This window comes from Undibacterium sp. FW305-107, assembly GCF_058788535.1.
Genome location: NZ_JBYTAV010000004.1, coordinates 333531 through 346884 on the forward strand (window position 1 = coordinate 333531; position 13354 = coordinate 346884).

The following is a 13354-nucleotide window of genomic DNA, read 5'->3' on the forward strand; positions in this document are numbered from 1 at the left end:
AAGATGACACGCAAAATACTGATAGTCGACGATGACCAGAAAACCCGGGTGTTACTGAAAACCTATCTGGAAAAAAATCAGTATGAAGTCATCCTCTCGCACAATGGCGAGAGCTTTGTGGCTGAATTCAATAGCCAGATGAACCAGTTGTCGCTGGTAATACTCGATGTGATGTTGCCCGATACCGATGGCTTTGCCCTGTGCAAGGTGGTGCGGCAAAAATCAAATATCCCCATCATCATGCTGACTGCCAGTTCAGATGACACTGACCGCATCGTCGGGTTGGAACTGGGTGCAGATGACTACATCGCCAAGCCTTACAATCCGCGTGAACTGCTGGCGCGCATCAAAGCGATCTTGCGTCGCACTGCAACTGCCGATGTGGCAGCGGCACCACGCTACTACCGCTTCCTGGGTTTTACGCTGGACCTTGTTGAGCGCAAGGTCACCGACAATGCCGGTGAGCTTGTAGCGCTGACCGGGCTGGATTATCAGTTGCTGAAGTATTTTGTTGAACACCCTGGCGATGTGCTCGACCGCAATGTGTTGTCAGAAGAAACCCGTGGCCGCGATGCTGGCCCGCTGGACCGTTCACTCGATGTACAGATCAGCCGCCTGCGCCTGCTGCTCAAGGATGACAGCAAACAACCCACCCTGATCAAGACCGTACGCGGGGCTGGCTATGTGTTTTCTGCTGACGTGAGCGTGGCCAGTGCCTGAAGCTGCCATCATGCTCAGGCGCTGGCTGCCACAATCGCTGCTGGGCCGCTTGTCGCTGGTCATGGTCTGCGGCGTACTGCTGACACAACTGGTGGGCAGTGCCATCTGGACTACTCAGCAACGCGCCAAGGCAGAGATAGAAGCCACCACGGCTGCGCAATACCTGGCGCATAGTGCATCGAGCGCGATACGTTTCTTCCGCAGCCTGCCGCCTAACTACCGCACAGTGCTGATACAACAATTCCGCGAGATGGGCGGCACGCGTTTTTTTGTGCAGGCGAACAATGGCTATGTGCCCATCACAGAAATAGAACCGCAAGCACTGGCACATACGGTATTGGGCAAGGTGGGTTACACCCTCAAGACTGACTTGCCACAATATCCTGAATTCAAAGTCGCCTTTGCCTGGCCAGATCAACTGACCACATCTGCTGAGGGTACCCGCATCACCGATTTGCCCGAAAGCTGGGTACAACATATCTTGCTGATCAAACCTGAACCTGCTCCTGTGCTGGTGATACAAACCGAGCTGGAACCGGGCAACTGGTTATACCTGGCGGCCCTGATGCCCAACCCTTATTTTTTGAAGGGCAATGACCCCCTGTCCTTTGACCGCCTGGTCTTGCAGGGGCTGTCACTGGCTGCCGTATTGCTGCTCTCCATCATGGTGGTACGCTGGATCACGCGGCCACTGGCGGCCTTGTCGGATGCCGCCGCTGCCTTTGGCAAAGGTGAGCAAGTACCAGACTTGCCAGAGACAGGCAGCAAGGAATTCATCAATACTGCCCGCGCCTTCAGCGCCATGCGCCAGCGCATACAAAGCTATATCGAAGACCGTGAGCGTCTGTTCATCTCCATTTCACACGATCTGCGCACGCCCATCACACGTCTCAAGCTGCGTTCAGAATTGCTTGATGATGATGTCTTGCGTGGTGAATTTGAAGAAGACCTGGATGACCTTGACATGATGGTCAAGGGCGCATTGCAATGCGTGAAAGATAGCGACATCCATGAAAACCCCACCGAAGTCAGGCTGGACCCGCTGATACGCAGGCTGGTACGCAGTGCCCACCTGGCCAAGCATAATGTGGCGTTTGCAGATTCAGGCGTGACCGTCTATGGTAAACCACTGGCATTGAAACGGGCAATAGGCAATCTGCTCGACAATGCCCTTTACTATGGTGAACGCGCAGAAATCAGCGTGCGTGCGGCTGCTGATAACGTCATCATAGAAGTACGCGACCACGGCCCCGGCGTACCGGAAGATGCCCTGCCCAGCCTGTTTGATCCCTATGTGCGCCTGGTGCATGGCCGCAGCCAGAATGAAAGCGGCATGGGACTGGGCCTGGGCATAGCCCGCAGCGTCATCGAAGCACATGGCGGCACGCTGGTGCTGGAAAACCATATTGAAGGCGGCTTGAAGGCCATCATTACCCTGCCCAACGAAAACGCCGCCTGACCGGGTACTCTCCCCTCTCCATGCTTTCCTGTTTCAGCTTGCCGTGCATGGACAAGCTGGCATCCCTCTGCGCGAATCACAACACCTGAATCCGGACTTTTGTAAAGTTTTGTAAGGAATTCTTAAGTTAAGTTTTGCCAGCTGAGAAATTCACACACCTGCAAATCATCCACATCCTAGCGAACAGCAATGCCAGCGCCAAAACCGGGTAAGGATTTGTAAGCTGTTCACCTGACCAGTTCACACAAACCCTCAATAAATCAATCACTTATAAAAAGACGCACTAAACAGATATGCAAGTGGCATTACATTCATCGCATTGCTAGTATCGGTTTCAAGTAATTCATTTATACCGATTTTTTTCCTGAAAATATTCTTGACAGGGTTTCCCTTGAAGCACTTCCCTCACATCGCCATGTTGTGCGCCACCGCCATGATGAGCAATGCCAATGCTGGCACGCTTGTCCTGGAAAGCTGGCGCGTGGATGACAAGGCCTTGTGGGAAACAGTTCTGATACCAGCATTTGCCAAACGTCATCCCGGCATAGACATACGCTTTACACCTACCACGCCAACAGAATACGACAGCAGCCTGCAAGCACATTTTGTCAACGGCACAGCGGGTGACCTGGTAGCTTGCCGCCCCTTTGATGTATCGCAGTCTTTGTATAACAAAGGCTATCTGGAAAAGCTTGATGGCAAACCTGGCATGGAACATTTTGAAGCAACCGCCCTGCTGGCCTGGCAGACCGATGATGCGAAAACGACTTTTTGCATGCCGGTGGCATCTGTCATCCACGGCTTCTTGTACAACAAAAAAATCTTCAAGAAACTCAACCTGCAAGCACCGAAAACTCAGATGGAATTCTTGGCTGTGCTGGATGCAGTAAAAAAGAATGGCAGCTATGTTCCTCTCGCCTTGGGTACGGCAGAAAAATGGGAAGCCACACAAACCCTGTTCACCAGCATAGGGCCCAACTACTGGCATGGTGAAACTGGCCGCAAGGCACTCATCGCAGGCAAGGCAAAATTTACTGATGCGCAGTATGTCGCCGCCTTTGATTATGCCGCCAAGCTGGGTTCATATCTGCCCAGTACGGCCAGCACACAAACCTATAGTGACAGCCAGCATCAATTCGCTTCGGGCAAGGCTGCGGTCTATCCAGTAGGCTCATGGGATATCTCTTATTTCAATCAGGTGCAGGGCCTGGACTTTGGTGTATTTGCGCCGCCGGTGCGCGCCACTGGTGACAAGTGCTACATCCTCGATCACATGGACATAGGCATAGGCATCAATAAAAAATCCCGCAATAAAGAAGATGCCTACAAGTTTCTCGAATGGCTGGGTTCGCAAGAATTTGCTGACCTGTATACCAATCGCGTCACCGGATTTTTTTCACTCTCGAATCATCTGATTGCCGTGCGTGACCCGATAGGAAAACAGATGATGGAGTGGCGCACGGCATGTGAATCCAGCATACGTGTCAATGCGCAGATATTGAACCGTGGCCAGCCGAGTATGGAACAGGAATTATGGAATGTGAATGCCGATCTATTGAATGGCACGGTCACAGGCAAGGAAGCCGCGGCAAGAATACAAAACAGTGTTGCAAGTGCATATAAGTTCAAGCGTTAAGATCATACCTCCCCCAAGTCGTATGATTGATTTGCCGACGCCCAGTGCGGCGTCGGCTTTTTTTAGCACTTGATGCAAGTGAAGATTCGAAAAAAAAGAACATAGAAAAGATTATTTTTACCCCGCTTGCCGTAGTTCAGAACGAGGTCAAAATTGCAGCGCCAAAAGAAGAAGATGTGATACCAACGAGTAAAACCAACTGAAGGAGATTTGCATGAACACCCCCGTATTCAAGAAGAAACTATTACCGCAACTGATTGCCCTGATCGTCAGCACCACTGCGTTTAATATAGTCTATGCTGCTGATGAAACGCCAGAAGCTGCACCAGGCTCGCAAGTAGTCGAAGTGCGCGGCATACGTGACACGCTGAAAAAAAACCTGGCTGGCAAACGCGATTCGCAAAACATCGTTGACACAGTCAACTCAGAAGACCTCGGTAAGTTCCCTGACAAAAACGTCGCTGATTCGCTGCAACGTGTACCCGGCATTTCTGTTGACCGTACCTGGGGTGAAGGCCGCGACATTTTCGTGCGCGGTACCGATAAAAGCCTGAACATGACGCAGTTGAATGGCCAGTCAGTAGCATCTGCCTACTGGTGGAAAAACGATTCACAAAGCCGTGGTTTTAACTACGACATTTTGCCTTCTGAACTAGTCGGCAGTCTCGATGTTTACAAAAGTCCATCTGCTGATCTGGATGAGGGCAGTATCGGTGGCCTGGTCAATGTCAAGACACGCAAACCACTGCAATTCAAGGCACCTTTGACTGCGCAGTTCTCACTGGAAGCAACCTACTCTGACCTGCCCAAGAAAACGGACCCGCAAATCTCTGGTCTGGTGAACTGGAAGAATGATGAAAACACCTTCGGTGTCTTGCTGTCCCTGAGCAAACAAAAACGCACCATGCGCCGAGATGGCCTGGAGAATTTTACTGACTCCACCAAGTACACCATCGTCGATCAAAATAATGTAGCCACACCAAACGCATATGCATCATGGGGTGGTGGTTCAGCGATTTTCCGCCAGGACCGTGAGCGTACGACTGGCAACGTCACCCTGCAGATCAAGCCTAACCGTGACAGCGACATTTCTCTGAATTACATCAATTCAGACATGAACATGGACAATAATAACCAGAACTACCTGTGGCAAATAGGTGGTCTGGCAGATGGCAATAATGTTATCCGCATCACCAATCCACGTTTCATCACCACCTCTGACGGCACCAAGGCGGTAGTTGGCGGCACCGTAGGCCCGACAACTGGCGTCTCTTTCGAACCTATCTATCGCGAAGCCTATATCAAGTCCAAGATCCTCGATCTGGAAGGCAATTACGAAGGCGATGGCTGGAAACTGCATGGCCAGTTAGGTTCTACATCTGCCGAAGGTGGCAGCAAGCATGACCGCAATTTCTGGTTCACCGGCAATACCCGCGCCACCGTGAATATCGCACCAGATACCTATGAAGTGTCTTACCTGGACATGAGCCCGCTGGACCCAACCAAGCTCACGCTGCAAAATGCTCGTGACTGGGTACGCAAGATGGAAAGCAAAGAAAACTATGTACAGGGTGACCTGACATGGGACCTGACTGGCTCTTTCATCAAGGATATCAAACTGGGCCTGAAATACCGTGACAACACCGTGCAAAATCACCGCACCATAGGCACGGTAGGCCCTGGCAGCACTGGTTGGCAGTCTTTCAGCCTGGCTGATCTGTCCACTGGCCCATCACCACTGCTGAGCCAGGCTGCAGCAACCTCTGGTTCATTGACCCAATATGCATGGGTTAACGATGCACTGGCCGCCAGCAAGGGCTTTGCCATGTACGACAAAGGCATGGTCTATAACGAAGCCAAGGGCGAGTACTACAAAATTCAAGAGAAGATTACTGCTGCCTATGTCAAGGCTGATTATGCCCTCGACAAATGGCGCGGTGACTTTGGTGTGCGCCTGGTCAAGACTGAGCAGACATCTGAAGCCTATCAAGACCTGACTGGCAAGGGCAACTATGTCATCGGCAGCACGACACGTACGTATAACGATGTCTTGCCCAGCCTGAACGTGGTGTATGACTTGCGCAAAGACCTGATACTGCGCGGCGCAGTAGCCCGTGTGATGGCACGCAACACTTATAGTGACCTCAGCGCCAGTACCGAAGTCAGCGGCACTACCAATGCCGCCACTGCCGGTAATCCGCTGCTGAAACCTTATCATGCTGACCAGGCCGAGATAGGTGCAGAATGGTATTTTGCCGATGCATCGATGTTGTCTGCCACGCTGTTCACCAAACGCCTCGATACCTTCATCTACACTTCGACTGCGCAAGAAAATGTCGGCGGTGTGACACGTCCGGTAACACGTCCCCATAATGCTGACAATGGTGCCGTCATCAATGGTCTGGAACTGCAATGGCAACAAGCTTTTGGCAATGGTTTTGGCGCCATCGTGAACTATACCTTTACTGATGCCAAGGCAGGCTCCATCGCTGGCGGACAAAAACTGAATGTCATCGGCAACTCACGCAATCAGTTGAATGCCAGCGGTTATTATGAAAAGAACGGCATCAGCTTCCGCCTGTCGTATAACTACCGTTCCAAATCCTACGGTGGCCTGGATGAAGGTGGCCAGGATGTCACCAGTGCCTATGGTCAGTGGGATGCCACAGCCAACTGGGACATCACACCAAAGATCAGCCTGTTCGCCACTGCCGTCAACCTGACCAATTCTGTGATACGCACCAACACCACAGATGGCCTGCCAGTTGGCGTGTATGAAAACGGCGCACGTTACAGCGTAGGTGTCAGAGCCAAGTTCTGATCTGCTTTCATCTGCACGACGGTGACCTGAAGTGATTCAGGTCACCATGCAAAGAGCGCCAGAAGAGCCTCCCCATATAAGCAGCAGGGGGAGGTTTTTTTTGCACAATGCATCAGCAAGACTAGATCAAGTGACCATTTTAAATACGTCTGGAACACCTCATGAACAACAATGATCAAGCAACGGGATCAACAAAGGATGTGGTCGTCGCCATGTTCTTTATCAGTCTCCTGTTTTTTATCCTGGGCTTTGCCACCTGGCTCAATGGCTCGCTGATCCCATTTTTAAAAATAGTCTGCGACCTGAATAACTTCCAGGCGCTATGGGTAACGTTTGCGTTTTATATCGCCTACACCGTCATGGCCCTGCCATCAGCCGCCATACTTAGCCGTACCGGCTACAAGAATGGCATGACACTGGCCCTGTTCACACTAGCCACTGGCATGACGCTGATGCAAACCGCCATCAACCCCTACATCGTCTGCATAGGCTCACGCGAGAGCGCCGCCATGCGCATCAGCATCATGGGCCTGTTCAACAAGGGTGCAGGCATCGTCGTGCCATTGGTGTTTTCTGCCCTGATTTTGTCCGGCATAGAAAAGTATTCTGACACTGCTCTGGCAGCACTCGATCATGCTGGCCGCCTGGCCTTGCGCTCTGAACTGTCATCCCGCCTGGTCTACCCCTACGCCATCATGGTGGCGGGCTTGCTGGTGGTGATGGTCATCGTGCATTTTTCTTCATTGCCAGAACTGCGGGCAGAAGAAGAAAAAAACCAGCCAGAAGTCACCAAATGGGGCGTGCTGCAATACCCGCAACTGGTGCTGGGCGCATTGTCACTGTTTGCCTATGTCGGCGTCGAAGTCATCGCCGGTGACACCATAGGCCTGTATGGTCGCAACCTGGGTGTGCACAATTACACGGTGCTGACTTCTTACACCATGAGCTTCATGGTCATAGGCTACATACTAGGTGCCACCACCATCCCCAAGCTGATGACACAAAAAACCGCCCTGCTGTTTTCCGCCATCAGCGGCCTGCTGTTCACCGTCGGCGTTGCCACCAGCTCAGCCACGGACACTGGCATTGCCCAGACAATCATCGGCTGGGCAGGCGTGCCGGTCGTACCAAATACCGTGATGTTCCTCGCCATGCTGGGCCTGGCCAATGCACTGGTGTGGCCATCCATCTGGCCACTCGCCCTGCAAGGCCTGGGTAAATACACCGCAGCAGGTTCCGCCCTGCTCATCATGGGCATCGCCGGTGGTGCACTACTGCCCATGCTGTACGGAAAATTCTCAGACGCAGGCAACTCCCAAACCGCCTACTGGGTCATGCTGCCCTGCTATCTGATGATTTTCTTTTATGCGGTAAAGGGGCATAAATTAAGGAGCTGGGGAGCGGGTGCAGGGAGATTGGAGAGGGTGGATCAGGCAGGGTGATCTGTTGGTTACCACCACTCACATTGAGTCATCAGCGTGCAGCCAAGCAGGCTGATGAACAAATTATTGCAACTCCGGTGATTTATTTTCACATAATTTCTTGCACGAAAACATTATATAGACATAATGAAGTATCAATACTGAACCTGCTACGCACCTTTCAGCTACTACACCGCAACAAAGAAGGACAAGCCCTGCTTATTAAAATGCAAGCGACAATCCTGAAGCCATATCAGCACTATCTGCATGAATTTGCGCAGTGTTTTGAGCAGATGGGGTAAGTTAGCCAAGGACTCAATAGGAAGCAATGCTATACATATCAATTTAATCGGGCAATTCATCTTATTCACATACATAACCAATACAATTCCATTGGAAAGCCAGATTTAACCTCCATAATCTATATAAAACTAATGGATTTCTCTCTATTCTTACTTAATGAGATTTGTATCAAACTTGGCGAACCCTGCTGTTGGGGGGTATCAGATGAACTGCGGCATGAAGGAAAAAGGCATAGATATCGACACAATTTAAGTGCTGGAATCGATCACAATTACATTGGGTAGAGTATCCCCGTCATTAGTTCAATTTATTCATTTCTAAGCGCAAAATAAATTCGTCTATTGAAATTATAAGAGTTTCTAAAGATGCGTTAGAGTCACCTAGCAATTCAAATTCATGCCAATCATGATCAAGCTCATCGTCATAGTCTTCAAAGAATAACTCTGGCAATCCGACTGCATAAGCATCGAAGTACATTTCATCAAGCAATGCTAGTTTTACTCTTGCGCTTAAATCTTCCAGCGAAGTCTCATTTGGATTGGAGAAAATCGCCTCTCCAAAATTTTTGAAATTCCCGGCATCGCGATATAAATAAGAAAATCGGATATTCATTGTTTCTATAATAAAAGTCTTTACGTTCACTCAGTTACGCAGGAAGACGTGCTCGTTGTGCCATACAAGAAATTCCATTGAAGGACTAAATTTCTCAGGCATAGCGATTTGCTTTCCATCCAAACCTAATATCCATTCGGAAGCAAATGGATTATCTGCAAGCTTGTTTGCAACTGATGAAATCTTGATTTTGTATTCCGTATCGATGGTTAGTAAGCCTTTGTCGAAAGCCTTGTCATGTAACATAGACAGACATAGACCATTACTTGGATTGAGTCGATTAGCCCTATCTGATCGCCACGGCACGATGTGGCTCGCGACCAACAGACTTGGATGAGCCAAGCCAGTAATACAGCAGCGACCTGCATATGCACTTAAAACGGCTCGACGGAAAAAATGCTGCCCTATGCGCACCTCGGTCTCTACTCGTTTGCTACCGGCAGAATAATCAATTTGCGCATCTGATATTTCTGCATCGTCCTCAACGTCAACATCTGAAACACTTACTTTAGTGAGTGCCAGCAAAGCATCAACGGCAGTTTGACTAGTAACAGCAAAACGATTCCAATCTGCCTGCATTTCCTCCCACATGGCGCGATCCAGCTTGGAAGCGCCAACCAAACCGCTACGCCCTGAATCTGTGATAACAGGATCAAGACTAGCAATATTCACCAATTTCATGGCGAGTGCCGAAGGAGTCCTACCTATCAGACTGGCAAAAGTGATTATTTCTGGATTACGACTATGAAATTTGCCGAAAGGAAGCTGGCAATATAAATTGAAGGCAATCAGGAGTTGCTCACGAGTCCAGTTATTGGATTTCTCTATCATTGCCAATACTTTCTACATTCACAAAAGGGAAAACTACCAATTCTTTCATCATATCCTGGTCAAAATGTTATGTCTTGGCTCATTTTATGAAATGTGTCATGCATGTATTTCAAACAACTAAGATTACAAACGCTTACAACACAATTTCCCTTCCCCAACCCTTGTGATAATGTACCAATTCAGCAATACTTCGCCTACGCCGAATGTGCTGGTGAAATTCAGTCACTTAAGCCTATTCGCCGAATAGCTGTTGGCCGCTATCAATAGAATTGCCCGCCAGCATCCTGCAAGAATTTTGTTTTTTGGAGAACACTATGGGTCTGTGGAATAAGCTCAGCAATGAATTTATCGATATTGTCGAATGGCTGGATGACAGTCCCGATGTGATGGTGCATCGCTTTGAGCGCTATCAGAATGAAATCAAGATGGGTGCCAAGCTGACGGTGCGCGAGGGGCAGATTGCTGTGATGGTCAATGAAGGCCAGATGGGCAAGGGGCAGGTGGCGGATGTGTTCACGCCGGGCATGTATGAGCTGTCGACCGAGAACATGCCTTTGCTGAGTACGCTCAAGGGCTGGAAGTATGGCTTTAACAGCCCGTTCAAGGCGGAAGTGTATTTCTTCAAGACTACCCGCTTTACCAATATGAAGTGGGGCACGGCAGGGCCTGCCACCATGCGCGACCCTGAATTTGGTGTGGTGCGTGTGACTGCCTTTGGTATCTACGGCATACGCATTGTGGATGCCAAGGCCATGCTGTCTGAGCTGGTGGGTACCAAGGCTGATTTTACGACAGCGGATATAGAAGAAAACCTGCGCGGCAAGATAGGCATGCGCATCAAGGAAGTGATGCCTGAAATTGGCGTGCCGGTGATAGACCTGGAAGCCAAGGTCACCGAAGTGGGCAAGCGCATACAGGAGAAAATTGCTTCTGACTTTGTGCAATATGGTCTGGAATTGTGCGAAGTGCAGGTGCAGGACATAGGCTTGCCGGAGGAGGTGGAAAAAGCCATCGATCAGCAAGGTGCGATGCGCGTGATAGGCAATATGAACCAGTTCGCCCAATACCAGGGTGCGCAGGCTTTGCGTGATGCAGCGCAAAACCCAGGCATGGCGGGCGCCATGATGGGTGTAGGCGTCGGCGGTATGCTGAGCCAGAGCATGGGCACGATGTTCGGTAATAATCCGCAACCAGCGGCAGCGCCAGCTGCGGCTCCTGTATCTGCTCCAGCAGCAGGCGGCGGTATGCCACCACCTTTGCCGACGGCAGTATCTTATTTTGTCGCGCAAAACGGTGCGCAGACCGGGCCGTTTGATCTGGGTGTGTTGCAATCGCACGTGGGCAATGGCAGTTTGACGCGTGACAGCCTGGTATGGCGTCAGGGCATGGCTGCCTGGGGCAAGGCGAGTGAACAGGCTGATTTGTCTGGTTTGTTTGCGGCCATGCCGCCACCGTTGCCACCACAATAAATCTTCCTCTGATGTGGCGTCGCGCCTGATGGTTGCGACGCCTTCTATTTTGTTCTGGAATCATCACCTGTGACGACAAAAAACTATCCCTGCAAATCCTGCGGTGCCAAGCTGGAATATGCGCCTGGCCAGCATGCCCTGCAATGCCCGTATTGCGGTGCCAAGAATGATATCCCTGAAGACCAGGCAGCCACGGTCGCGGCAGTAGAAGAGCTGGACTATCAGGCTTATCTGTCAGAACAGGCGGGTAATGAGCCCATGCTCGCCAGCCAGCATGTGAAATGCACGGGCTGCGGGGCAGAGTCGCAACTGGCGGCTAACCTGGTGTCTGACCGCTGCCCGTTTTGCGCGGTACCGCTGATCGCTGCCAATGCTTATTCGGCGCGCAAGATCAGGCCCAAGGCGATTGCGCCATTTGATATCAAGGAATCAGAAGCGCGCAGCAAATTTGCCAACTGGATTACCGGCCTGTGGTTCGCACCCAATGCGCTGAAGCAGGCTTACCGTGCCGAGCGCGGCCTCAAGGGTATCTACACCCCCTACTGGACCTACGATGCCGACAGCGACACAACCTATCAGGGCCAGCGCGGTGTCGATTACACGGTGACAGAAAACTATACTGAAAACGGCGAGACCAAAAGCCGTCAGGTGACGCGTACCAACTGGTACCCGGCAGTGGGGGCGGTGCAAGTGTCGTTTGACGATGTACTGGTCGTGGGTTCAAAAACCCTGCCGACTTCGTATGCAGAAAACCTTGCGCCATGGCGTCTGGAAAAATTGCAGGGTTACCGTGACGATTATGTATCGGGCTTCACGGTAGAGGCTTACCAGGTGGGACTGGAACCCGGTTTTGTCGATGCCCAGGGCAAGATGGAAGGCGAAATCCGCAATGCCATCTGCCGCGACATCGGTGGTGACCACCAGCGTATCATTGCCATGCAGCCGCGTTATTCGAATATCAGCTTCAAGCACATCCTGTTGCCTATCTGGCTGTCGTCTTATAAATATGGCGACAAGACTTACCGCTTCCTGGTGAATGGCCAGACTGGACAGGTACAGGGCGAGCGTCCGTATTCAGCATGGAAGATTGCTGGTGCGGTATTGCTGGCAATCGCGGTCGTCGTCGTGATTGCCATGCTGAATCACAAATAATCAAGGTCAAGAACTCTCACCGCAGAGAGACGGAGAATGCGTTGTGTCTCTGCGGTGAGTTTTTCGGTCGTGTAGTCGCCTACTCAAACTGCTTCTTGAATTCTGCAAACTGCAAACTCAAATCGCTGACCTGCTGCTTGAGTTGCGCGACTTCTGCTTCTAGCTGACTGACTCTATCACTTTTTGAAGCGCCACTACCGCTGGAAAAACTAGAAGCTTCGGCCTGATCCAGGCAGGCTTCATCGCAGGACAATAGGTGTGCGTAACGCGGCTCCTTGGTGCCTGGTGTCAGGTTCAACCGGGCAACCAGCGGCGGGTATTTGTCCATCAGGTAGTCGAGGCATTTTTCGACGTCAGCAACACTGGCAAACTCATGCAGGCGGCCAGCGCGGGCGCGGATCTCGCCTGCGGTCTGGAAGCCGCGCAGCATGAGTATGGTCAATACCGCCACCTTAGGCTGGTCCAGCATCCATTTGATGCGCATGCGGTGCTCATACTTGGCGACGCGGGCACCGGCCTGGTGGATGGCATTCACCAGTTTTTTGGCAGCCAGCCTGTCTATGGCTTCCAGTACTTCAGACTCGGTCACGGACATGACAGGGTCACGGCTGGTGAGCTGGTTGCAGGCATTCACCAGGGTATTTAATGACAGCGGATAATTATCGGGCGTGGCGGCTTCTTTTTCTGCCAGTACGCCAAGGACGCGCACTTCTGTTGCATCCAGAAAAGCCTCATCTTGGGTGGTCCTTGCTTCTGGTGTGGAAGTGTTTTCTGTGTTCATGCGAACCTCTGCTGATTCTCTGTTGATTAACTGTTTTGCCGGTGCATCGCCCTGGGGTACTGCACTCACATCATCCATGGGCGCAATGTGTTCCCGCATTATCGCCGAAAAGCAAAGGCAGGCATCATCAATCTTAGCTCAGGTTTAAT

The 13354-nt window shown here is 51.1% G+C and carries 10 protein-coding genes; 7 read left to right on the forward strand and 3 right to left on the reverse strand.

Annotated elements, in window-relative coordinates:
• The first annotated feature begins 3 nt into the window (after window positions 1-3).
• The 5 genes from AC3WQT_RS11060 to gluP all read left to right on the forward strand — a co-directional run bounded on the left by AC3WQT_RS11060 (window position 4) and on the right by gluP (window position 8078).
• Window positions 4-720, forward strand: a complete 717-nt coding sequence (locus AC3WQT_RS11060) for a response regulator (protein ID WP_492703929.1) — start codon at window positions 4-6, stop codon at window positions 718-720.
• Between the two features lie 10 nt (window positions 721-730).
• On the forward strand, window positions 731-2179 hold the full coding sequence (locus AC3WQT_RS11065) for an ATP-binding protein (protein WP_492703930.1): 1449 nt from the start codon (window positions 731-733) through the stop codon (window positions 2177-2179).
• Window positions 2180-2594: 415 nt separating this feature from the next.
• Window positions 2595-3815, forward strand: a complete 1221-nt coding sequence (locus AC3WQT_RS11070) for an ABC transporter substrate-binding protein (RefSeq protein ID WP_492704154.1) — start codon at window positions 2595-2597, stop codon at window positions 3813-3815.
• A 214-nt stretch (window positions 3816-4029) separates the two neighbouring features.
• On the forward strand, window positions 4030-6636 hold the full coding sequence (locus AC3WQT_RS11075; RefSeq protein ID WP_492703931.1) for a TonB-dependent receptor: 2607 nt from the start codon (window positions 4030-4032) through the stop codon (window positions 6634-6636).
• Window positions 6637-6797: 161 nt separating this feature from the next.
• Window positions 6798-8078 carry a glucose/galactose MFS transporter gene (gluP, locus tag AC3WQT_RS11080; RefSeq protein ID WP_492703932.1) on the forward strand — a complete coding sequence of 427 codons (1281 nt, stop codon included), beginning with the start codon at window positions 6798-6800 and terminating at the stop codon, window positions 8076-8078.
• 579 nt (window positions 8079-8657) lie between these two features.
• On the opposite strand, the gene AC3WQT_RS11085 is transcribed toward gluP, so the two are convergent.
• Both AC3WQT_RS11085 and AC3WQT_RS11090 read right to left on the reverse strand, forming a co-directional pair.
• The gene (locus AC3WQT_RS11085) at window positions 8658-8972 is read right to left on the reverse strand and encodes a hypothetical protein (protein WP_492703933.1); all 315 of its coding nucleotides are present in this window, start codon (window positions 8970-8972) and stop codon (window positions 8658-8660) included.
• A 30-nt stretch (window positions 8973-9002) separates the two neighbouring features.
• Window positions 9003-9803: an HNH endonuclease gene (locus AC3WQT_RS11090; protein WP_492703934.1), complete on the reverse strand. Its 801-nt coding sequence runs from the start codon at window positions 9801-9803 to the stop codon at window positions 9003-9005.
• Window positions 9804-10117: 314 nt separating this feature from the next.
• Here AC3WQT_RS11090 and AC3WQT_RS11095 point away from each other — a divergent pair, with 314 nt between their 5' ends.
• A complete protein-coding gene (locus AC3WQT_RS11095; protein WP_492703935.1) occupies window positions 10118-11272 on the forward strand; it encodes an SPFH domain-containing protein in 1155 nt (384 codons plus the stop codon).
• A gap of 69 nt (window positions 11273-11341) precedes the next feature.
• Entirely contained in the window at window positions 11342-12424 is a 1083-nt protein-coding gene (locus AC3WQT_RS11100; protein WP_492703936.1) for a TFIIB-type zinc ribbon-containing protein, read from the forward strand.
• A gap of 79 nt (window positions 12425-12503) precedes the next feature.
• Here the strand turns inward: AC3WQT_RS11100 and AC3WQT_RS11105 are convergent, their stop codons facing one another.
• Window positions 12504-13205 carry a YceH family protein gene (locus AC3WQT_RS11105; RefSeq protein WP_492703937.1) on the reverse strand — a complete coding sequence of 234 codons (702 nt, stop codon included), beginning with the start codon at window positions 13203-13205 and terminating at the stop codon, window positions 12504-12506.
• Between the last annotated feature and the right edge of the window lie 149 nt (window positions 13206-13354).